At 66.6% G+C, this 22,991-nt stretch carries 14 protein-coding genes; 4 read left to right on the top strand and 10 right to left on the bottom strand.

The window, feature by feature from the left end; all coding sequences use genetic code 11:
* Positions 1-165: 165 nt before the first annotated feature.
* The 3 genes from BLU04_RS03505 to BLU04_RS17090 all read left to right on the top strand — a co-directional run bounded on the left by BLU04_RS03505 (position 166) and on the right by BLU04_RS17090 (position 3,460).
* Positions 166-750 carry a DNA-3-methyladenine glycosylase I gene (locus BLU04_RS03505; protein WP_093282280.1) on the top strand — a complete coding sequence of 195 codons (585 nt, stop codon included), beginning with the start codon at positions 166-168 and terminating at the stop codon, positions 748-750.
* Between the two features lie 77 nt (positions 751-827).
* Complete coding sequence (locus tag BLU04_RS03510; protein ID WP_093282283.1) at positions 828-1,358, top strand: sigma-70 family RNA polymerase sigma factor; 531 nt, start codon at positions 828-830, stop codon at positions 1,356-1,358.
* On the top strand, positions 1,355-3,460 hold the full coding sequence (locus tag BLU04_RS17090) for a DUF4349 domain-containing protein (RefSeq protein WP_093282285.1): 2,106 nt from the start codon (positions 1,355-1,357) through the stop codon (positions 3,458-3,460). The genes BLU04_RS03510 and BLU04_RS17090 overlap by 4 nt, the downstream gene beginning before the upstream one ends.
* A 12-nt stretch (positions 3,461-3,472) precedes the next feature.
* On the opposite strand, the gene BLU04_RS03520 is transcribed toward BLU04_RS17090, so the two are convergent.
* The 4 genes from BLU04_RS03520 to BLU04_RS03535 all read right to left on the bottom strand — a co-directional run bounded on the left by BLU04_RS03520 (position 3,473) and on the right by BLU04_RS03535 (position 9,073).
* On the bottom strand, positions 3,473-4,042 hold the full coding sequence (locus tag BLU04_RS03520; protein WP_093282288.1) for a 3'-5' exonuclease: 570 nt from the start codon (positions 4,040-4,042) through the stop codon (positions 3,473-3,475).
* 10 nt (positions 4,043-4,052) lie between these two features.
* Entirely contained in the window at positions 4,053-6,548 is a 2,496-nt protein-coding gene (locus tag BLU04_RS03525) for a DUF5703 domain-containing protein (protein ID WP_093282290.1), read from the bottom strand.
* A 24-nt stretch (positions 6,549-6,572) separates the two neighbouring features.
* Positions 6,573-8,009: a CHASE2 domain-containing protein gene (locus tag BLU04_RS03530; RefSeq protein WP_093282293.1), complete on the bottom strand. Its 1,437-nt coding sequence runs from the start codon at positions 8,007-8,009 to the stop codon at positions 6,573-6,575.
* A 62-nt stretch (positions 8,010-8,071) separates the two neighbouring features.
* Positions 8,072-9,073 (bottom strand): aldo/keto reductase, encoded by a 1,002-nt coding sequence (locus BLU04_RS03535; RefSeq protein ID WP_093282296.1) that lies wholly within the window; start codon positions 9,071-9,073, stop codon positions 8,072-8,074.
* A gap of 112 nt (positions 9,074-9,185) precedes the next feature.
* On the opposite strand from BLU04_RS03535, the gene BLU04_RS03540 reads away from it, so the two are divergent.
* Positions 9,186-9,947 carry a dienelactone hydrolase family protein gene (locus BLU04_RS03540; RefSeq protein WP_093282298.1) on the top strand — a complete coding sequence of 254 codons (762 nt, stop codon included), beginning with the start codon at positions 9,186-9,188 and terminating at the stop codon, positions 9,945-9,947.
* A gap of 3 nt (positions 9,948-9,950) precedes the next feature.
* Here the strand turns inward: BLU04_RS03540 and BLU04_RS03545 are convergent, their stop codons facing one another.
* The 6 genes from BLU04_RS03545 to BLU04_RS03570 all read right to left on the bottom strand — a co-directional run bounded on the left by BLU04_RS03545 (position 9,951) and on the right by BLU04_RS03570 (position 22,881).
* Complete coding sequence (locus BLU04_RS03545; protein ID WP_093282301.1) at positions 9,951-10,457, bottom strand: carboxymuconolactone decarboxylase family protein; 507 nt, start codon at positions 10,455-10,457, stop codon at positions 9,951-9,953.
* A 43-nt stretch (positions 10,458-10,500) separates the two neighbouring features.
* A complete protein-coding gene (locus tag BLU04_RS03550; RefSeq protein ID WP_157895079.1) occupies positions 10,501-11,895 on the bottom strand; it encodes a hypothetical protein in 1,395 nt (464 codons plus the stop codon).
* Between the two features lie 49 nt (positions 11,896-11,944).
* On the bottom strand, positions 11,945-18,400 hold the full coding sequence (locus tag BLU04_RS03555) for a filamentous hemagglutinin N-terminal domain-containing protein (RefSeq protein ID WP_162274623.1): 6,456 nt from the start codon (positions 18,398-18,400) through the stop codon (positions 11,945-11,947).
* A gap of 136 nt (positions 18,401-18,536) precedes the next feature.
* The gene (locus BLU04_RS03560; protein ID WP_093282309.1) at positions 18,537-20,132 is read right to left on the bottom strand and encodes a YifB family Mg chelatase-like AAA ATPase; all 1,596 of its coding nucleotides are present in this window, start codon (positions 20,130-20,132) and stop codon (positions 18,537-18,539) included.
* Positions 20,133-20,212: 80 nt separating this feature from the next.
* A complete protein-coding gene (locus BLU04_RS03565) occupies positions 20,213-20,656 on the bottom strand; it encodes a response regulator (RefSeq protein ID WP_093282312.1) in 444 nt (147 codons plus the stop codon).
* Complete coding sequence (locus BLU04_RS03570) at positions 20,653-22,881, bottom strand: ATP-binding protein (protein WP_093282313.1); 2,229 nt, start codon at positions 22,879-22,881, stop codon at positions 20,653-20,655. Before BLU04_RS03570 ends, BLU04_RS03565 begins: the two co-directional genes overlap by 4 nt.
* Positions 22,882-22,991 lie beyond the last annotated feature (110 nt).

The following is a 22,991-nucleotide window of genomic DNA, read 5'->3' on the forward strand; positions in this document are numbered from 1 at the left end:
CCCACTATCTTCCTCCTTAAGAGCGGGTTACTCGATGCTTTCAGGTTTCAGTTATTGGTTGAAAAGTTTCACTTTTCCACCATTCCCCGACGCCGGAACCGGCCCCGGAAAGCCGATGATTTACTTCGGCCCCGACGCGGGCCAGCCTGGGGACCTTCCCCCCCCATGATCCCCTCCCCCGCCAAGCCCCGCTGCGCCTGGGTCCCCCTCGACAAGCCCCACTACGTCGCCTACCACGACACCGAATGGGGCGTCCCGGTCCACGACGACCGGCTCCTCTTCGAGATGCTGATCCTCGAGGGAGCGCAGGCCGGGCTGAGCTGGGAGACGATCCTGAAGCGGCGCGAGGGCTACCGGAAGGCGTTCCGCCAGTTCGACCCGAAAAAGGTGGCGAAGATGACCGACGCCGAACTGGAGGCGCTGATGGACGATCCGGGGATCATCCGGCTGCGGCTGAAGATCGTTTCCGCGCGGAAGAACGCCGTCGCCTTCCTCGCGATCCAGAAGGAGTTCGGCTCCTTCGACGCCTACCTGTGGAACTGCGTCGGCGGGAAGCCCCGCGTGACGGCGCGGCAGGCGGGAAGCACTCCGACGGTGACCTCGCCCGAGTCGGACGCGCTCTCGAAGGATCTGAAGAAGCGGGGGATGACCTTCGTCGGCTCGACGATCCTCTACGCTTACCTCCAGGCGGTCGGCGTCGTGAACGACCACTCGGTCGATTGCTTTTGCTTTTCCCGCCGGGGGAAATAAGGGCGGGGCAGGGTCTTTTTCCATTTTTCCGAAAAAAGAGCGCGCCGATTTTCGATCCGGTTCGTTTCTCCTCTTGAATGGACGCTTCCGCCTCTGCCTTTGAAACCGTGATCCGGGAGCACGGACGTCGCCTCCATGCGATCGCCTACGCCGTCCTCCAGGACGGAACCGAGGCCGAGGACGTGGTGCAGGAGACCTTCCTCAAGGCCTACCGGACGCAGCTCGAAGGCCGCCGCTTTCCCGAGCCGGAGAAACTCCCCGCCTGGCTCGCCGCGCTGGCCCGGAACGCCGCCATCGACCGCCTCCGCCGGAGCCGCCGCCAAAGTCCCCTTCCCGACGATGCCGAGGAGACCCATGCCGACGTGCGCGGGACGACGCCCTCCGCCGCCCTCGAAACCCGGGAGCGGACGGCCCAGGTCGACGGCCTCCTCGCCGCCCTCCCCGAGGCCCACCGCATCGCCGTCACCCTCCGTTTCATGGAAGGGATGGATTACGCCGCCATCGCCCTCCACATGGGCATCAGCCACGGGGCCCTGCGCGGCCTCCTGGGCCGGGCCATGCAAACCCTGCGCTTGCAAGCCGCCCTCCTTCCCTCCCTCCTGCCATGAGCACCCCCTCCGAACGAGAACTCCACCAACGGATCGACGACTGGCTGGCGCTGGCCGAGGCCGACGCCCTCCCTTCCGAAGAGAAGAAGGCCCTCGACCTTCACCTCGCCGCCTGCCCCGCCTGCCGCCGCATCGCCACCGAACACCACGCCATGAGCCAACACCTGAAAGCGACCCTCGAACCCCGCCGTCCCGACGCCGCCTTTGAAGAGCGCCTCCTCACCCGCTTCCGCGAGGAAGCGACGGAACTGGAAGAGGAAATCACGTCCGCTCCTTCTTCCCGCTGGAATCTCTCCTACCTCATGGCCGGGATCAGCCGCGCCTTCCGCGTTCCCGCCTTCCGCTACGGCGGGGCTGTCGCCGGACTCGCGGCCCTCGTCGTAACCGGGGCAGTGTTGACGCAGGAGCCGATCCCGGAAGGGGGGCCGGTCTTCCGCTCGCGCGTCCCGTATGGGTTGGCGAAGAAAGAGTATGCCTCGGATGCGCAGAGCTACGCCCCGACCCCGGCCCGGCCCTCTTCCAGATCGGGCGACATCGGCGACTTGCCCGATGCCGGCGGCAGCGCGGCACCCGACTCTCCGGCGTTCGCTCCCTTCGACTCCTCGACCCGGATCGCAACAGGAGGGCGGTTCGCTGTCAGCGCCGCCAAGATCGCCATCGCCCACCCCGTCGGCAACGTCTGGGCTTCCGCCGCCTCCGAAGCCTCCCCGGCCTCTCCCGCTTTTGCTGGTGCCATGGCGGCCCCGGCTCCCGCCCCCGCCTCCGACGTGGCGAGGAAAATCATCCGCCGCAGCCATGTCGAGATGGAAACCGCCGCCTTCGCTCCCGCTTTGGCCGGGATCGACGCGGCGGCGAAGGCGGCGGGCGGCCTCATCGACACGCAGAGCCAGGCGCGGGGCGCGAACGGCAAGATCTCCGGCACCCTCGTCGTGAAGGTCCTGCCCGAGAACCTCGACGCCTTCCTCGACCGGATCGCCGCCCTCGGCGAGGTGAAGAGCCGGACGACCGACGCCGACGACATCTCGAAGGCCTACGCCGACACGACGGCCCGCATCGCGAACAACCGCGCCATGGAGGCCCGCCTCGTGAAGATGATCGCGGAGAAGGACGGCAAGGTCGGCGACCTCCTCCAGGTCGAGCGCGAGCTGGGCCGCGTCCGCAGCGAGATCGAGACGATGGAGGCCGAGATCCGCCTCGACGACGCCCTCGTCCGCTACGCCACCGTCACGATCGCCCTCCGCGAGCGCGACCTCGCCCACTCCGCCGTCCCCGACCGGGCCGTCCTCGCCCTCACCCTCATCGTCGCCGACGGGAACGTCCCCGCCGCCGTCGACCAGGCGAAGGCCGTCCTCGCCGCCCAGGCCCCCCAGGCCGAGTTCCTCTCCGCCCGACTCCAGCAGGACGGGACCGAGGGCGCCCCCGCCACGACCGCCGAGGCGACCCTCGCCGTCCGCGCCCCCGCCGCCCAGGCCGTGGCCGCCGAGGCCGCCCTGCGGACCCTCGGCCCCGTCACCGCCTTCACCCGGACCGACGAGACGACCGACGCCGACGCCCCCATCCGCTTCGAGGTCCGCCTCGTCTCCGAGGCCGACCCGATCCAGCAGACCGACCTCGTCCTCGGGCTCCCCGGCGACGCCGTCGAGGGGAAAGCCGCCGCGCTCCGCGGGGAGGCCGCCTCCTTCGGCGCGACCGTCCGCGACTCGGGCTTCACCCGGAGCGACGACGGCCGCACCGAGGCGACCCTCCGCCTCCGCCTCCCGCTCGAACGCTATCCGGCCCTCCTCGCCCGCCTCCGGGGCGAAGGAAAGATCGTCCGCTTCACCGAAGAGCGCCACGACACGAAGACGGCGGAAGCCCATGCCGGCGGCAGCAAGCAGACCGCGACCGCCGAGATCGCCCTCACCCTCCAGAGCGAAGCCGCCATCGTCCCCGACGCCAACGCCCCCTGGGCCGTCCTGCGGAACACCCTGGCCCAGGGAGCCGCCGCCCTCGGCTGGAGCCTCCGGATGATCGGGGTCGCCCTCGCCTTCCTCGCCCCGTGGGTCGCCGTGGCGGCGCTGGTCGGCGGGATCGTCTGGCTCGCCCGGAAACGGAAGAAGTAAGGGAAGGACCAACTACCGCGCCAGCACCCCGGTCCCCTGCGGGACGGGGCTGGTGCGGCACTCGGGGCAGAACTGCGACCACATCCGGCGCACCGCCTCGGCCAGGATGCGGACGTCGCTCCGGGCGTCGTGGCGGCGCTCCCCATCGGCTTTCAGATTGAGGCGGGCCATCACCGCGTCGAGGCCGTGGCCGCCCCGCCCGCCCCATACGCGCTTGGAAAAATCGATCGAGTCGAAGAAGCCGACGGGCCGCGTCTCCAGCCCTTCGCGGGCGCAACTCTCGCGAAGGAACGGCATGTCGAACCGCCGTCCGTTGTGGGCGATGAGGACCGCCCCGCCGACGAACTCGGAAAAAGCGCGGAGGGCTTCCGCCGCGCCGGGGGCCTCGCGCACGTGATGATTCGTGATCCCGGTGTAGGAAGAGATGAAGCCGGAGATCGGCTGGCGCGGACGGACGAAAGTCGAGAAGGTCTCGCTCTCCAGCACCTGCCCCGTTCGCATCCGCATCCCGGCGATCTGAATGATCTCGTCGCGGACGGGAGAGAGCCCCGTCGTCTCCAGGTCGAAAATCACCGTGTCCATTATTCCGCCTCTACTGCGCTTCCCGCACGATCACGTCGCCGCGCCGTTCGGGCGGCGTCACGGTCAGCCGTTCGAGTTTGCCGTTCTTCAGCACGCCCTCGACGGTCGTGTTCCGCGCCGCGTGGAGCTTGAAGGAGACGTTCCATTCCTTCGGCCACGCGGGGAAGAGGACGATCTTTTCGCCGCGCTGCTGGAGGAGCATCGATTGGAGGATGCTCTGGCCGACGCCGCCGTTGTCCAGGGCGGGCTCGGTGCCGTTCCCGGGGCCGGAGCTCGGGCCCGGCTTCCAGAACCACTTGAAGCGCGCCTCGCGGCTGAAGGCGCTGAGGCCGGGGTAGTTCGGCCCGTGGCCGGTGTCGGGGTTCCGGTCCTCGGCGAAGTTGCGGATTGCCTCGCGCTTCGCGTCGTCGCTCAGGCCGAGGCAGGCGGCGACGATGCCGTCCCAAGCCCAGCCGGTGCTGTCGGTGAAGTTCCGGGCGCGGAAGGTGTTCAGCCCGAGGTCGATCTCGGGGAGGCCGACGCCGAAGAGGCGGTAGGGGAAGATCGCGTATTCCTCGGGGTTCTCGACATTTTTCTCGGTGCCGTAGACCTGCGCGGGGAGGAGGATCGGCGCGCCGTCGTCTTTCTGCGTCGTCGAGGGGATCGGCACCTTGTCGGGCGTGTTGTTCCGTCCCGTTCCCGTCTTGCCGCGCGGGAGGGGAGGGAGATCGGCGAGGGTCTTCTTCCACGCGGTCCGCTGCGCCGCCGTTGCCGTTCCGGGCGGCAGGGCGATGAGGCGGGGGAGGACGGCCATCAATCCGGCGATGTCGGGGAGCGGGTTGACGACATCCTTTCCGCTGGGCGATTGATAGGTGGTCAGCGATTGCGCAGGGCTGAAGACGATTTTTCCATCCCCACCCCGCTGCCAATGTTGATCGTAATAGGCGGCGACGCCGTCGGCGAGGGGGAGGAGGGTGTTGACCAGAAAATCGGTGTCCTGCGTGGCGTCGTAGTAATCGAGCATCATCGCCGTCAGCTCCAGGCCGCCCTGAATCTCGTACCGGATCGCGAGGTTCTGGAGAACGGCCTCCTTGTTCCCGATGCCGAAGTCGGCATCGTTCGGCAGGCCCCAGAAGAAGCCGGTCTCGGGGAAGGCCGCGCCCGCGTGCTTGTCGTAGAGACGGGTCCGCTCGGTCAACAGCGCGAGGTTCTCCCGATAACGACGGAAGAAGGGGCGCATGAGGTCGTAGTCCCCCGAGGCGAGCATCGGCCAGTAAATGTGGCGGGTGTTCTGGAACGGAATGTTGCCGCCTCCGGTGCGGAAGTCGGGATTCCCGGTGTCGCCTTTGGCGGGGTCGTATTTTTCCTTCGGCGTTTCCTTGCCGACGGTGAAGATCGCGCCGTTGAACGGGATCGGCATCGCGGCGACGGAGCGGCCGCTTCCGGCGGTCATCCACCGTTGCATCGCGTAGCTCTGGGTGACGGCGCGGGCCATCTCGCCGTCGGTCGGATCGCCTCCGGGCAGGTCGTTCCCGTCGACGACGATCCAGCTTCGGCCCCAGAACGCGCGCCACCAATTGCGGTGGGCGAGGCGGGCCGCCTCGATGTCGAGGCCGGAAAGAGTATCGGCGAGGACGCCCGCATCGTCGGCCCAAGCCTCGACGTCGGGGGCGGTGGTGGCGAGGGCGTAGAGATCGAGGCGGAAGGCGGCGCTCTCCTTCATCAGCTTCAACGTCCGGTCCCCGGAGGCGACGAAGCCCGGTCCTTCGAGGACCGCGCCGAAGGTCCGGTTCAGGAGCGGGTCGGGGTATTTCGGCAGGAGCGATTCGAGATGCTGATTGGCGAGGAGGGCTGGGTAGAGGCTCCGCCCGTTGTGATGGCACCAGGCGATCCGGTCGCCGCCCGGTTTCGCGGGGAGGACGGTATCGGGATCGACGGTGACGAGGCTGCCGGGGGTATCGCGAAGCTCGCGGAAGCCGTCGTTGAACTCGACGTTGTCTCGTTCCCGGCCCTTGACGCGGCGGACCTCGCGGGGTTCGTTCCGCCAGAGCTCGAGGTCGGCCTGCGCCCCGGTCGCCTTGCCGGAGGCGGTGCGGACCTCGACGTGGGCGACGGGGTGGTTCGCGTCGACCCAGACGCGATAGAGGGGGCGGGGCGCGTCGGCGGGGGAGTAGACCTCGACGGCCCCCTCCTCGGGCTTCAGCACCTGCCGGAACGACTTCGCGACAAGCGGGGAGGCGGCGAGGTGGAGGCGGACGCGCCCCAGTTTCAGGAGTTCGCCGTTCTCGCTCCACGCGTCGGTCTTGCCGATGAGGAAGACGAGGTCGCCGTTTTCCTCGACCCAGACGTTGAGGCCGAGGTCGCCGTTGCCGAGGGGCATCGAGCCGAGCCACGGCTTCGCGGCGGAGTTCTTCCAGGCCACGCTATCCCACGTGACGTCGTAGGCTCCGGGGGCGGGCTGGGCTTGCGCTCCGGCACCCACAATGCCCAAGGCGACGAGAAGGAGTGAAAGGACCGGCTGCCGCATCGTGTTCCCCAGGAAGACAGGCGATTAGGGTGAATCGATCTCTTGCGGCAACGGATCGTGCTGACGGGAGGCGATCTCCCCCTCGCTCTCCCACGCCCCGGCGGCGAGGCCGGAGAGGATGACGCCGGTGCCGAGGACGGCGAGGGCGATGAGCGGGAAGACGACGTTGGCCAGCGCGACGGCGGCGAGGGAGACCAGGGTGATCGAGGCGAGGGTCGTCCCGATCAGGAGGAGGGCCCGGCCGAAGTGGAAGCGCCGCGCCGCATAGGCGAGGACGCCGCCGGTGACGAGGAAGAGGAGCGAGGCGAGGGCCTTCGGGATCGGGTGGAGGAAATCGCCCCGGACGATCTGGGCCGAGGCGGCCATCGCGACCTCGACGGGGGCGCGGAGGCCGCCCGGGGTCTGGAGCGGCTTCGCGACGGAGGGATCGGTGGCGGCGATCCAGACCTGCCGCCCGGCGAGGGAGGCCATCGGGACGGCGTCGGGCCGGATCCCGCGCTCGACCTGGTCGGCGCCGAGGACGAAGTCGTCGTTGCCGATGCGGAGGACGGGGAGGCCGGGGCTGCGGAGGCGGAGGCGGAGGGAGCCCGAGGCGTCGATCGGGACGCGACGAAGGGTCTTCCCGTTCCCGTCCCGGAGGATCACCTCATGGCCGGGCCGGACCTCGCTCCGCGCGAGGTCGGCCCCGATCCGGGAGGCGGCGGCGGCGAGGGCGAGGGAGGGGAGGATCTTGTCGCGGACGCGGAAGAAGAGCGGGACGTGGCGGAGGACGCCGTCGGTGTCGGGGCCGAGGTTCGTCACCCCGACGAAGGCCCCTTCGGAGAAGGTCGGCACCGGCCAGAACAGGGAGCCGTAGCGGGTCGGCATCGCCTTGTCGGGATTGGCCTTCGGATTGGGTTCCGCGTCGGGTTTCAGGTCCGCCTTGGGATCGGAGGAGGAAGGGAGGGCGAGGGAGAGCGCCAGGGCATTCTCGGGCGGCGGGGTCTTCGCGTCGGTCTGGAGGGCGGCGGCGGCGAGGACGACGGCCCCGGTGCCGCAGCGGCGGATGAGGGAGGCGAAGGTGTCATCGAAGGCGGTGTAGCGGGGGTCCTCGTCGTGCATCAGCATCTCGAAGACGACGCTCCGGGGATGTTCCGGGAGGAGGCCGCGGAGGAGGATGGCGTAGTCGAGCCGGGGCCACGGCCAGGGGCGGTCGCTCGGCACGCGGTCGATGGAGAGGAGGGCGTAGGCGTCCTTGTCAGACTGGGCCGGGGCGGAGGCGATCCAGGTCGTCTCCCAGTCGACGAGGCGCTCCTCGGCGGCGTCGAAGAACCCGCCGAAGTGGAAAAAGCTGACGAGGACGGCCCAGACGAGGCCGAAGCCGGCGGCGATCCGCGCCCGCTTCAGGTCGAGGCGGCCCGTGAGACCCAACGCCGGAAATCGCAGGGCCCCATCCGTGGGGGCCGAAGGCGTCTTGTCCATGGAGTAGGGTTTAGGCAGCCGGAAAGGATTAGACAATCGCGATGTGCAAGAGCGGTTTTTCCTTAGATCACGGCGTCGTGGGCGACGTAGGGGGCCTCCAGGGCGGCGGCCTCCTCAGGGGTGAGGACGAGCTCGAGGGCCGCCACGGCGTCCTCCAGATGGCGGGGCTTCGACGCGCCGATGATCGGGGCGGTGACGACGGGGTTCCGGAGGACCCACGCCAGGGCGACCTGCGCCGGGGGGAGGCCCCGCGCGGCGGCGATCCGGCCGACCGCCTCGACGACGGCCCGGTCGGCCTCGGCGGTCTTGTCGTAGAGGCGGCGGCTGACGAGGTCGGAGCCGTCCCGCGCCGTCGCGGGCGATTCCGCGCCGGGCCGCGCGGGCTCCGGCGCGGGCCGGGCGAGCTTCCCCCGGGCGAGGGGGCTCCACGGGATCACGCCGATCCCCTCGTCCCGGCAGAGGCCGAACATCTCCCGCTCCTCCTCGCGGTAGATGAGGTTGTAATGGGGCTGCATCGAGATGAAGCGGGTCCACCCCCGCCACTCGGCGACGTGGAGCGCCTTCGCGAACTGCCAGGCCCGCATCGACGAGGCCCCGAGGTAGCGGACGCGGCCCGATTTCACGATGTCGTGGAGGGCCTCCATCGTCTCCTCGATCGGCGTGTGCGGGTCCCAGCGGTGGATCTGGTAGAGGTCGATGTAATCGGTGCCGAGCCGCCGCAGGCTGTCGTCGACGGCGGCGAAGAGGGCCTTGCGGGAGAGGCCGCCCGTGTTGGGCCGGTCCCGCCACGGGTGGTAGGCCTTCGTGGCGACGACGATCTCGTCCCGCTGCGCGTAGTCCCGCAGCGCCCGGCCGACGATCTCCTCGCTCGTCCCGTCGGAATAGGCGTTCGCCGTGTCGAAGAAATTGATGCCGAGGTCGAGGGCCCGCTTGATGAAGGGACGGCTCTCCTCCTCGGGGAGGGTCCACGGATGGTTCCCCCGCTCCGGGAGGCCGTAGGTCATGCAGCCGAGGGCGAGGCGGGAGACGACGAGGCCGGAGGTGCCGAGGCGGAGGGTGTTCATGGAATCCGTACCTTAAGCCCTCCCCCCCGCATTTCAACCGCCGGGGAGCGAAACCGGGGTAAACGCGCGCGGCCATGGCCTTTCCGCCCGGTTTGGGTTATCTTTTCCCGATATGACTCTGAACGAGCCCGCCTTCTTCGACCTGCCGACGCCGACCGGACCGATGCGGGTCCATCACTTCGTCCCCGCCGGGGGGAACCGCTGCCCGGCGGTGATCCTCTATTCGGAGATCTTCCAGGTCACCGGCCCGATCCGGCGGCTGGCGGCGAAGCTCGCCGGGGAGGGCTTCGAGGTCTTCGCGCCCGAGGTCTACCATGAGTACGAAGTCCCCGGCGCCGTCCTCGCCTACGACCAGGCCGGGGCCGAACGGGGGAATTTCCTCAAGTTCGAGAAGCCGGTCCCCGCCTTCGACGCCGACGCGCGGGAACTGATCGAATGGATCGTGAGCCGGGAGAGAGGCTATCCGTGGCAGGGCGTCGGCACCCTCGGCTTCTGCCTCGGCGGCCACCTCGCCTTCCGCGCCGCCCTCTATCCCCGCGTGGCGGCGACGGCCTGCTTCTACCCGACGAACCTCCACACTGCCGACCTCGGCAAGGGCCAGCAGGACGACACCCTCGCCCGGAGCGGCGAGATCGAGGCCGAACTCCTCCTGATCTGGGGCCGCCAGGACCCCCACGTCCCGCTGGAGGGCCGCCGCAAGATCTACGAGACGCTGACCGAGAAGGAGCGCCACTTCCAGTGGCACGAGTTCAACGCCGCCCACGCCTTCTCCCGCGACGAAGGCCCCCGCTACGACGCGGCCGTCTCCCGCCTCGGCTGGGAGCTGACGCTGGAGCTCTTCAAGCGGAAGCTCTCCGTCCCGGCCTACGCCTAGGCTTTAGTTCTGCGGGGCGGGAGGCGTCGTCTCCGGCGCCTGCGGCTTCGCCTTCCGCAGCGGAACCCGGTTCCGGAACGTGATCGAAAGGCGGTTCCACGCGTTCATCGCGACGATGACCAGCGTGAGGTCGACGAGTTCCTTCTCGGAGAAATGTTCCAGCATCTCCTCGTAGAGCTCGTCCGAAGCGGCGTTCTCCCCGAGCAGCGTCACCTCCTCGGCCCAGGCCAGGGCGGCGCGCTCCGAGTCGCTGAAGAAGGTCGTCTCGTTCCAGATGGAGAGGACGTCGAGGCGCTGCTGGGCCTCGCCCGCCGCGCGGGCCTCCTCGGCGTGGAGGTTGATGCAATAGGCGCAGCCGTTGATCTGCGAGACCCGCAGCTCGACCAGCGCGCGGAGCTTCGCCGGGACGTTCTTCGCCGCATAGCCGGAGAGGCCGCCGAGGGCCTGGACCCCCTCGGGGGCGGCATTCTTGTAATTCAGGCGGGGGGCGGCGTGGGATTCGTATTTCATAAAGAGGAACCCACCCTAGGGCCTCTCCCGCACTTTGCAAAGGCTACGCCTCGGCGAGCGCCTTGATGTGATCCAGGACGCGGAGGTGGATGCGGTGGATGATGAAGTCGGTCCAGAGCTGCCAGTAGGCGACGGGCCAGATGCGGTTCCGGTACCAGGTCGTCCCCTCCAGCCGCGTCCGCCCGCCGGGAAGCGGGACGAGCCGCAGCTCCCCCTCCTCCGATTCCATGTAGCCGTGCAGGTGGGCCGGATGGATGTGAGGATAGGGACTCAGCTCCTCCAGCGGCTCCGGCTGGGCGGCGACGGAGAACCGCAGCCGCCGGGGCGCGTCCCAGACCTCGATCGGCTCGACGAATTCCCCGGTCGAGAAGACGCAGTGGCGGACCGCCCCGACCCCCTCCCCGTCGATCACGGCATGGGTCGGGTAGGCAATCCCCGTCCGGAAGAGCCATTCCCGCTTCTCGGAAATCGGGGAAAAGGCGACGACGTTCGGCCAGACCTTCTCCGGCGAGGCGTCGATCTCGACCGCCGAGGTGACGCTGAGGAGGGGCGGCTCCAAGTGCGCCGCGCCCTCCATCCCCATGAAGAGCGGCATCGAGGCGAGGAGGAGCGCCACCGGCAGGCGGGAGCGGGCCGCATGGCGCGAATCCTGGATCGTATGGCCGACGAACCCGCCGAACCACGCCAGCACCACCGCGATGGGCGACGCCATGAGGAGGCAGACGACCCCCTCGATCGCGATCACCAGGAGGGTGATCCCGACAAAGAGCAACGGAAGAAGCGCCACGGTCAGGCACATCCCCAACGGACGGGGACGCTGCCGCGCGTAGAGCAGGACCGAGGTCATCCCGAGCGCAAAGGGCAGGCCGACGAAAAGGCCCCAGCCGTAATCCTGGGCCACCTTCACCCCGATCACCACCAGCAGCGCCCCAATGGGGCCCACAATCGCGATGCTCCCGCACGCGCTCACGACCGCCTCCCGGTCCCAGGCCGAGGGCTTGGCCTCCGTGGCCGGAGCCGCCGAGGGAGGCGGGACCGGCGCGGGCCGGTTCCGCAGCAGGCTCAGCGTGATGAAAAAGAGGAGATTCACCACCGGCACGAAGAAGAGGCAGCAGAACACCGCCGGCATGTCCACCGTGCGGAGGCGGCGCAGCGTGAGGACGATCCCGACCGCGAGGAACGGAAGCGAAGTCAGCAGCAGGAAAAGATAAAACCCCGAATCACCCCCCGTCCCCACCCCGCCCGGAGAGACATAGTTCCAGGCATACCAATCCCGATGGAAGCAAGAGTGCGCGATAAGCCGGTCGAGGTTGTACTTCAGCGCAACCAGGACAAACCCCTGCCAGAAATAAGTCCACCCATCGAGAGGCTTCCCCCAGAACGCGGTCCACAACGCGGCCAACCGGGAGGGTTCGGGAAGAGATGAATTCGAGGCCATAGATAAAGGCGTGATCGACTTTGACCCAAGGCCTCAATTCCAGTCAGGACTACGGCTGGAAGGTCGGCAACGCGGCATTGCCCTGCGTCGTCCAGATGGTCGTGAAATTCCACGAAGCGGGATAATTCGCCTGGAGCTGGAGCCAGGATGTGGTTTCGCCTACGGCGCCGCGCTGGCTCTGGCCCGAGGTGCCATAGCCCGAGGTAGTGACATCCCAATAGCTGGCGGTCACCGTCACGGAAGAGGCTTTTGCGCCCAACAAACCGCCCAATGTCGCTCCGGAAACGGCCCCGGTCGAATAGGAGGCCGTGATCGACCCCTTCGTGCTGTTGCCGATCAGGCCGCCGACCGTGCTGCTCGTCCCGCCCGAGGCGGAGCCCGTCGCGTAGGTCGCGGTCACCGCGCCCCGATTGATGCCCAGAAGGCCGCCCACCGTCGTACTGTCCGTTCCTGTGACCGATCCCGTGGCATAGGAGGTGCCGAGAGTACCCGCGTTAAACCCGACGAGGCCGCCGACCGTGCTCGAGCTCTGGCCCGAGACCCCGCCGGTGGCGTAGGAGCCGGTGATCGAACTGGAGGTTTCGGCATCGCCAGACAATCCGCCGATCGAGCTGTCGGTGCCGCCGCTGACCGACCCCGTTGCATGCGAGGTCGCGATGGAGCCGAAATTGTAACCGACGAGACCGCCGATATTGGTGTCGTTCCCGCCGACGACGGTTCCCGTGGCGTAAGACGTCGCCACCGCATGGTCGTTGATGCCGATCAGGCCGCCCGTCGCCGTCTCGTTGCCGCCCGTCACCGATCCGGTGGAGTAAGAGCCGCTGACCGTACCATCGTTATAGCCGACAAGGCCGCCCGCAGTGCTGTTGGTCCCGGCCACGACGTTTCCGGTGGCATGGGAGTTGGTCACGCTCCCGCTGCCGTCGATCGAGCCGACGAGGCCGCCCGTCGAGGTGAAGTTTCCGCCGGTCACGGCCGCCGTCGAGGTGACGGCACTGATAGAACCATAGTTCTCTCCTACCACGCCGACATTGGCGTTGTCGCCGCCCACGATCGTACCGCCGACCGCGAGGTTCTTCACGCTGCCGCCGCTCTCATTGTAACCGACGAGTCCCACATAGGTCGCAGTGGTGTTGCTGATGGAGAGCCCGGTAATCGCATGCCCGTTGCCGTCGAGGGTTCCATTGAATCCGGCAGCCCCCGTCCCCTGGCCGATCGAGACGAAGCCCGCGCCGGAATTCCAACCGCTCGTACTGCTGGCGTCGATGTCGTTGGCGAGGGCCCACTTCGCGGTCCGCAGGGTGCTGGTCGACCCGACGCCTTGGAGGCCGTAGACATCGGCAACCTGATAGGGACTGGCGGAGGTGCCGCTGCCGCTGACGACGCGGAGGAAGCTGCCGCCGCTGATCGTGAAGTTCCCCGCGCTGAAGCCCGGCAAGGTGGCGCTGTTCTGGACCCAGCTCCCGCCCGCCAGAGTGAAGTGGCCGACCGAGATCGCGCCCGTGTCACTGATGGTGCCGCCCGAGTTGACGATCAATCCATTCCCGGTGGTACCGGAGACGGAGCCGTTGAGGGCCATGTTTCCACCTGAAACGAGGGTGAGCGTATTCGAGCCAAGGGCGATGTCTCCTGCGGTCAGGGTATTTCCAGCCGTGGCAGTGTAGTTGCCCCCGCTCACCGCGGTGGTTCCCCCGAGGGTGATCGATCCGGTGCCGCTTGTGGTCAAGTTTCCATTGAGCGTGAAGCCGCCGGTGCTGACGAAGTTGACGCCCGAGGCGACGGTGACGTTGCTTCCCGAGACGCTGTAAAGACTGGTTTGTCCAGAAGGGTTCGCCTGGCCCATGAGGCTGTTGCTTCCCCCGACGGCGGTGACGGTATTGCCCCAAATATTAAGGCCTGTTCCTTGGGATGCAACGGTTGCTCCAGCTGAGGTCCCCCCATCGGTTAATAGAATTTCCCCACTGGTGAATCCGTTGGAAATGTATTGGTAGGTTCCGCCAGCGCCTGTCGTCGTGGTCCCTAGCAGCATGCCGTTGTTATAAGCGCTAATGGTGACGCCGGAACTCAGCGGAGTGATTCCCGCATCGCTATAAGCCGTTCCCGATGCAATGACCGACAGCATTCTTAGCAGCGGTGCCGTCACTCCGTTGACCATCTGCCAAGTGTTGACGAAATCGAGGGCGCTGAAATTCGACTGTTGAAGGAATTGCGTTGAAGTGAGGCTGACGATGTTAGTCGCCGTCCCCACGTTGTTGCCGATGCCACTTACCCCCTGAGTTGTAGTATCCCAATAGCTATCGGCAATCACGCTGCCAATGCCGGTGTTCCCGACGAGGCCGCCGACAGCGTAATAACCACTAACGCTCCCGGTTGCGTAGCTGGTCCGCACCAGGCCGATACTCGATCCGACCAAGCCGCCGGAACTGGCATTGCCGGTGCCGACGACGTTGCCGGTGGCATAGCTATTTTGAACCGTACCGGTATTCCAGCCAACCAAGCCACCGACGGAAACATTGCCCCCTACGCCACCACTGATATTGCCGGTGGCATAGCTCTGCTGAATGGTGCCGTTATTCGTTCCTGCAATGCCGCCTGCCTGAATATTACTGGTGCCAGAGACGTTGACCGTTCCAGTGGAGTAGACATTCTGGATCAAGCCGTTGTTGATACCCACCAAGGCACCCGCATTGAGATAGCTCCCGAACGATCCACCCAGCATAGCCACATTTTCAAGGGTCCCCATCGACGTGACGACACCGAAGAGGCCGGAGTTGGCGATGCCGTAATTATTGACCGTCAAGCCGGTGATGCTGTGGCCATCCCCCTCAAAGAGGCCGCTGAAGCCCGTGGTACTATTGCCGATCGGATTGAATCCAGCCCCGCCGTTCCAACTTGTCGTCCCGCTGGCATCGATATTATTCGCCATTTTCCAATTTGCAGCAAGGAACGCACTGCTCGATCCAATGCCCTGCAGGCCGTACACATCGGCGACTTGGTAAGGACTCCCTGTTGTTCCGCTTCCGCTCAAGACGCGAAGGAAGCTCCCGCCATTGATTGTAAAATTATTCGCGCTGAAAGTCGGGAGAGTCCCCGTATTCTGCACCCAGTTCCCGCTCGTGAGCGTGAAGTTCTTCACCGTCACGGAGCCTGAATCGGAAATTGTCCCGCTCCCTGCCGCGATGTTCAGGCTCCCGCTCGATCCGGAGATTGAGGAGGCGATGGTTATGTTCCCCGACGAACTCAAGGTCAGGGAGCCCGTTCCAGCAATCGTTGCTCCGGTGATGGAAAGCGTCGAGGCGGAGTTCAAGGTGACGGCTCCCGTGATTGCCGCCGATCCGGTCAGGGAGAGGCCGCCGCTGCCCGTCGTTGCGATGGTTCCGGCGCTCAGAGAGAGGGAAGCACCGCCCACGTTCAGCCCCGCCGCCATGACGGAGGAGAGAGACACCGTTCCCGAAGTGCTGATGATAGTGGGCGTGTAGCCGACGGCATTAATCGCGCTAGAGAAACTGATCGAGCTCGCGGCCGAGACGCTGGCATTGCCGGGCAGGGTGACAGTGCCGTTGAAGGCAATTGTTCCCGATCCCGAGGCGGTCAAATTTCCATCGAGAATGTAGGAACCGTTAGAAAGAAAACTGACACCCGAAGCAGTGGTAATATTGTTGCCCGAAGCAGAATAAAGGCTGGTCTGCCCGGATGAATTTGATTGAGACAGCAAGCTGTTGCTAGCGGAGACCGTTGTTACTGTATTTCCCCAGATATTCAACGTACCTCCAGTTGTTGAAACTGTTACGCCTTTGATACTGGCATTGTCAGTTAGCAAAAAGGCCCCGCCGCCGCCGAGAACGCCGTTTTGAACATAATTGTAAGTCCCTCCCGTGCCGGTAGTCAGAGTGGTCAGGGCACCGTTATTATAGAGGGAAACCGAAATGCCCGATCCGACATTGGTAATTCCTGCATCGCTATAAGCGACGCCAGAAATGATGATGGAACTGGAGCGAAGCAAAGGAGCGGTGACTCCATTGAGAATCTGCCAAGTGTTAGTGAAATCGAAACCGGTGAAGTTCGATTGCTGCAACATTTGTGCAGAAGTCAGAACGGCTCCACTGCCTCCATAACCATAGTCAGTGCCGACTACTGTACCTGTCGAAGTATAAGCATTGTAGACGTAGCCGATTTTAGAGCCGACGACGCCGCCTACATCTCCGAGACCAGTGATTGTGCCGGTATTGTAGACATTCTCGACCAAGTGGGCCAAAGAGGGGGAATAAGAAACATTGCTAATGTAGCCAGCGATGCCGCCAGTCCCGTAGGATGAAGGTTGACTGATGTTTCCGGTGTTAAAAGCGTTCATCACCGTGGCCTCGGTCCATCCGACGATACCGCCTACACAATCCTCAAAATCAGTACCAGTGCCGCTAATATTTCCGGTATTGTATGCACCGTTGATCACGCTGGTGCTCCAGAGTGATCCAGCGATGCCGCCCACACCGTCATTACCCGTCACTGTGCCGGTGTTAAAGACATTCGAGATGTAGCCGGGATTGGCCAAGCCGACGATGCCGCCAACGTTGGTCCCGCCAACGATGACGTCGTTGGTGAGCCCCAGGTTTTGAACGGTTCCTCCGTTAAGGACGGAAAACAATCCAACCTGATTCGCCGAAGGACGATTGATATTCAAGAAGTCGATGACGTCGTTGTTGCCATCGAATGTCCCGCTGAATCCGTTGGTTGCCGTTCCGGTGTAGCCGATGGGATTGAAGCCCGCTCCCGCATTCCACCCACTCGTCCCCGAGGCATCGATGTTATTGGCGAGCTTCCAATTCGCGGCGAGGAATGTGCTGCTGGAGCCGATCCCCTGCAGGCCGTAGACGTCCGCCACCTGGTAGGGGCTGGCGCTGGTACCGCTTCCGCTCACGACACGGAGGAAGCTCCCCCCGTTGATGCGGAAATCGACCGCGCTGAAGGTCGGCAGCGTGGCGGCATTCTGCACCCAGTTCCCCGAAGTAAGCGTGAAGTTCTTCACCGTGACCGAACCGGGCGCGGTGATCGTGCCGCCGGAGTTGAGGACGAGGCCGCCGCTGCTCGCGCTGATCGAGCCGTTGAGGGCGATGTCGCTTCCGGCGTTGAGGGTGAGGGTGCTCGCGCTGGTCCAGGAGAGGGCGGCGTCGGAGTTGAGCGTGAGGGTCTGGGCGGCGCTGTTCGTCGCGCCCGAGGTGGCGAGGGTGACGTTGGCGCTGCCGAGCTGGGTGTTGAGGTAGCTGTCGAGGAAGGTGTTCGTGTTGTCGCCGGTGCCGCTGTGAATGATGGTGATCGAGCCGGGATCGAAGAGGAGATCGCCGTTGCCGCCGGGGCCGCTCAGGTCGGCGTAGCCGGTGACGCGCAGATTCCCGCCCGAGATCTCGGCTTGGCCGCCCTTTCCATCCCCCGCGCCTTTGGCCGAGAGGGCGCCGTCGAAGGTGGTCGTGCCGCCCGAGACGATCTTCACCGAACCGCCCCGGCCCGAGACGGTGGCATCGGCGACGAGGCGACCGGTCGAGGTCACGTCGATGTCGTCGTCGGAAAGCAGGTCGATTCCCCCGCCGCCCGTCGTCCCGCTGGCGTCGACGAGGCCGCTGTTCACGATCTTGCCGCCGCCGCCGAGGACGCCGAGGTGGACGACGCCGCTCTTCACGCTCGCGCCCGTCGCACGGATAACTCCGGTGTTGTTGATGGCGAGGCTGTAGAGGTTGCCGGTGGCTTTGAGGTCGGCCTGGACGGCGTTGATGAGGCCGCTGTTGTTGATGCCGGTGCCGGCTCCACTGCTCAGGCTGCCGCTCCCGACGCGGACGAGGCCGCCTTCGGGGACGCCGGTGGTCAGATAAAGTTCGTCGGTTGCGTAGACGCCGACGAGGCCGCCTTTGCCCGCGACTTCGCTGGCGTTGACGGTGCCCTGGTTGTCGATGTGTTTGGCGATGAGGTAAACATCTCCGCCGACGGCGTTGATGGTGCCGAGGTTGGTGATGGCGGCGGTGCTATTGCCGACGAAGTGCATCGCTCCGCTCCCGTTGTTGGCGATGAAGTCGGCGTTGTTGATGTCGAGGGTGCTCGCCATGAACCCGGCGGTGTTGACGATGCCGGTGGCGCCGATCATGACGCCGTTGGGGTTGATGAGGAAGACTTTGCCGTTGGAACTCAACGTGCCGTAGATCTGGGAGAGGTTGGTCCCGACGACGCGGTTGAGGACGGTGCTGTTGGCGTCGCTCTGGATGAATTTGGTCAATTCCCCAGCCCCGATGCTGAAGTCTTGCCAGTTGATGACGGCTCCGTTGCTGTTGACGACGGTCAATGTGTTGCCGCTGCTGCTGATGTTGGCCGTGCCACTGACGACGTCGCCCCCGGTGGGGTTCGCTCGCAGTTCCCATGGGGTGACGCTGAGGCCCACCATGATCCCCAACAAAAAGAGGGCTGAAAAGGACCGCTGCGCTGCGCGCTTCTGGAAGGTAATCGATTGATCGACGGATTGCATCGTGGGATTCCGGCTAAGTGATATTTTGTTACACATTCGACAATGAATGTGCTCCGCGTATTGCGAATTAGCATAAAAAAGCCCTTCGGCAACCTTCTTCTGAAAGCGGGCCGCGCGCTTCCGCGATGATCAAAAATCAGCCCCAGACCTGCCGATCGAGGGAGCGGAATTGGACGGCTTCGGCGATCTCGGCTTCGCCGATGTGGTCGGCATCGGCGAGGTCGGCGATGGTGCGGGCGACTTTCAGGATGCGGTCGTAGGCGCGGGCGCTGAGCCTGAGGTCGTCGAGGGCGGCGGTGAGGAGGAGGCCGGCCGATTCGTCGAGGACGCAGTGCTCGCGGATTTCCTTCGGGGTCATCCGGGCGTTGCAGAGGGTCTTCCTTTTCCCCTTCGATTTCGCGAAGCGGGCGCGCTGGCGCTGGCGGGCGGCGACGATGCGGTGGCGGATGGCGTCGGACGACTCGGCGGGGCCGGGGTTCATGAGGGTCTCGCGCTTCACGGCGGGGACCTCGATGTGGATGTCGATCCGGTCGAGGAGGGGGCCGGAGACCTTGTTCAGGTATTTCTGGATCGCGGCGGGGGTGCACTTGCCGAGGCGGGCGTCGTCGAAGCCGCCGGTCGGCGTCGGGTTCATCGCGGCGACGAGCATGAACTGGGCGGGGAAGGTCATCGTCCCGGCGGCGCGGCTGATGGTGACGGTGGCGTCCTCCAGGGGCTGCCGCAGGACCTCGAGGGCGGTCCGCTTGAACTCGGGGAGCTCGTCGAGGAAGAGGACGCCGTGGTGGGCGAGGGTGACCTCGCCGGGGGAGAGGTTGGCGGTGCCGCCGACGAGGCCGACGTCGGAGATGGTGTGGTGGGGGGCGCGGAAGGCGCGCCGCCGGACGATGGGCTGCCCGGCGGGGAGGAGCCCGGCGACGCTGTGGATCTTCGTCGCCTCGATCGCCTCGTCGAGGGTGAGCGGGGGGAAGAGGGAGGGAATCCGCTTCGCGAGCATCGACTTGCCGCTGCCGGGCGGCCCGATCATGAGGAGGTTATGGCCTCCGGCGACGGCGATCTCGATGGCCCGCTTGACGCTTTCCTGGCCCTTCACGTCGGCGAAGTCGAGGTCGTGCCATTCGCCGTCGACCGGCTGGAAGGCGGGCTCGTCGCCGCGGGGTTCGGGATTGGGGGGAAGGGCGGCGAGGCGGGCAGGGGCGTCGCCGACGATCTCGGCGGCCTCGCGGAGGGTCGAGACGGGGAAGACGCGGAGGCCGGGGACGAGGGCGGCCTCGGCGGCGTTGGCGTGGGGGACGATGAGGGCCAGGCGACCCTGCTTTTTCGCTTCCAGTGCGATGGGGAGGACGCCCCGGACCTGGCGGACCTCGCCGGAGAGGGCGAGTTCCCCGACGATGAGGAAGCGGTCGAGCGACTTGTCGGCGGGATCGGCGGCCTGGCCCTTGCCGTCGCGGAGCTGGTCGGTGGCGGCGAGGAGGCCGAGGGCCATGGGGAGGTCGAAGCTGGGGCCTTCCTTGCGGATGTCGGCGGGGGCGAGGTTGATCGTGGTGCGGCCGAGGGGGTTCTTGAAGCCGCTGTTCTGGAGGGCGGTGTAGACGCGGTGGCAGCTCTCGCGGACGGCGGCGTCGGGGAGGCCGACGACCTTCGTGTCGTAATCGCCCCAGGTGTTGTTGACCTCGACCTCGACGCCGAGCGCCTCGACACCCCAAACCGAAGCCGAAAAAATCCGTGCCAGCACGGGAGGAACGGTACCGATTGTTCGGGCTACGGAAAGCACCTTTTAAGCACATCGCCTCCCGGCGGGCCGGGGGGGAAAGCTCAGGACTGCGCCGGAACGGGCGGGGGCTGGTTCAGGAGGAGCCAGTAGAGGCCGAGATGGCCGATGACGTCGACGAACTGGTCGAAATCGACCGGCTTGCGGATGTAGCTGTTGGCGCGGAGCTCGTAGCTGGCGACGACGTCCTCGTCTTCCTTCGACGAGGTGAGGACGACGACGTTGAGGAGGGAGGTCCGGGCATGGGCGCGGAGGCGGCGGAGGACCTCGATGCCGCCGAGGCGGGGGAGGTTGATGTCGAGGAGGACGAGGAGGGGGAGCGCCCCGGGCTCGCTCCCTTCCCTGCCGTGGAGGTAGTCGAGGGCCTCGACGCCGTCGCGGACGACGACGACGGGGTTCGCGACGTTCTGCTTGCGGAAGGCCCGCAGGGTGAGATCGACGTCGTCCTGGCTGTCTTCGACGAGGAGGATCGGGGCGGTGCAGTTCATGGGAGGGGGGCGGCGGGCGCGGGCGAGGTTACCACGGGCCGGGGCTCCTCGCCGAGCGTAAAGAAGAAGGTCGCCCCCTCCTCGACGGCCGATTCGGCCCAGATCCGGCCTCCGTGCCGCTTGATGATGCGGGCGACGATGGCGAGGCCGACGCCGGTCCCCTCGAACTCGGCCTGGGAATGGAGGCGCTGGAAGTTCTGGAAGAGTTTGTCCCGGAAGCGCATGTCGAACCCCGCGCCGTCGTCCCGGACGTAGTAGACGGGACGCCCGCCCTGGAGGAGGCTCCCGAACTCGATCCGGGCGGTGGGGTGGCGGCCCGTGTATTTCCAGGCGTTGCCGAGGAGGTTCTCCAGGACGTTTTCGATGAGGCGGCGGTCGCACCGGGCGAGGAGGCCGAGGGAGATGGAGAAGGTGGCGGTGGCGGCCCGGCCCGGGGAGGAGGCGCGGAGGGTGTCGGAGATCCGGACGGCGATGGCGCTGAGGTCGACCTCGTCGGTCTGGGCGATGGCGCAGCGGGAGATGCGGGAGAGGGCGAGGAGGTCGTCGATGATCTGGCCCATCCGGCGGCTGGCGTCCTGGACGCGGTCGAGGTAGCGGTGGCCCTCGGCGGGGAGGAGGGACCCGTAGTCCTCGATCAGGGCCCGGCAGAAGCCGTTGATCCCGCGCAGCGGGTTGCGGAGGTCGTGGGAGACCGAGTAGCTGAAGGCTTCCATCTCCCGGTAGGCGGCCTCGAGTTCCTCGGTCCGCTCGCCGATGCGCTGCTCCAGCTGGGTGTTGAGGGAGCGCATCGCCTCCAGCGTCGACTTCTGCGCGGTGATGTTCCGGGAGATGCCGACGATCTGGACCACCGCCCCGCCGGCGTCGAGGACCGGGACGAGGGTCGTCTCGAAGACGATGCTGCCGGAGGAGCTCTTCGCCGTCTGCTCGTAGGTGACCGGCTGCCCCGCCGCGACGCACCGCCGGTAGTTCGCCTCGAAGCGGAGCCCCTTCTCCCCGGGGAAATAATCCCGGGGGCGGCTCCCGATGAAGCGTTCCACCTCGATGTCCCCCATCGCCGCGCCGGAGGGGTTGATGGCGGTGTAGCGGAAATCGCCGCCGGCCTCGACCCGGAGCGAGAAGAGGAGGTCGCTGCTGTTCTCGAAGACCGCGCGGAACGCGATGTCCCGCTCGCGGAGGCGGTATTCGGCGGCGAGTTCCTGGTCCTGCTCGTAGAGGAGGACGATCTGCCGGAACATCGCGCAGAGGACCATCGCGGCCGACCCGATGTAGACGGCGATGCCGACGATCGACCGCTCCCCCTCCGCCTCGAAGCGCCGCGCCCCGTAGACGACGCCGACCCCCGCCGCGAGGACGAAGAGGAGGGGCAGGAGGCGATGGAGGCGGTCGAGCCACCGGACGTAGGGCCCCTTCGTCACGATCCGCCCCCGGACGGTGGCGAGGCCGTAGAAGAGGAGGGTGTGGCTGAGGGAGAAGAGGTAGGAGAGGAGCCCGCCCGTCGTCGGCACGCCCTGGAGGAAGTCGAGATTCCACTTCAGCCAGGTGAAGGAGAGGCCGCCCATGCCGAGGAGGGCGAGGAGGGGGCTCCCGGCGATGTCGATCCGGCGGACGAGGACGATCAGCCCGATCATGCCGAAGGCGGTGAGGAAGAGGACCGGATAGAGGCCGACGACGAAGAGGGTGCCGTTTCCCCAGATCCCCCGGTTCGGAAGATAGAGGGCGACGATCAGGGTGGCGGCCATGAGGCCGAGGCCGGTCATGTCGAGCCAGACGGCGCGGCGCTTCTTCCCCTCCAGGCCGATGTCGAGGGCCGGGGCGAGGGCGATCAGGAGGGAGAGGGGAAGGAGGGGGAAGAAGAGGTCGGAGAGGCCGGGAAAATGGAGGGTCCCCGTGAGGAGGCCGAACACCCAGACGAGCTGCCCCGCCGCATAGCCCGCCGCCCCGACGATGAACCAGGAAAAGCTCCGGGGCGAAGGCGCTCCCCCCGCCGTTCCCGCGTGCTCCCCCTGCGAGGACCGACGACGGAGGACGAGGACGAGGAGGCCGGCGAGGATCTCGAAGGTCCACCGGGCATTGTCGGCGACCAGGTCGACGAAGGGGCTGCGGCAGACCGCGTGGAGGGTGAGGCTGACGGCGAGGCCGAGGGCGATGAGAACCAGGAGCACCCGCTCCAGCCGGGTGAACGCCAGGCGGGCGACGAAGCCGGAAAGGGGGAAGGAGGGCTTCATCGTGGGGTCGGAAAACGAGGGCTCTAGCGGGCTCTTTTGAGCGCACTCTGACACAGAGCCCCTTCCCGGGCAATCGGTTCTATATCGGAGCCCGCAACGCCGGTTCCCCC

The organism is Verrucomicrobium sp. GAS474 (assembly GCF_900105685.1).
GTDB lineage: Bacteria > Verrucomicrobiota > Verrucomicrobiia > Methylacidiphilales > GAS474 > GAS474.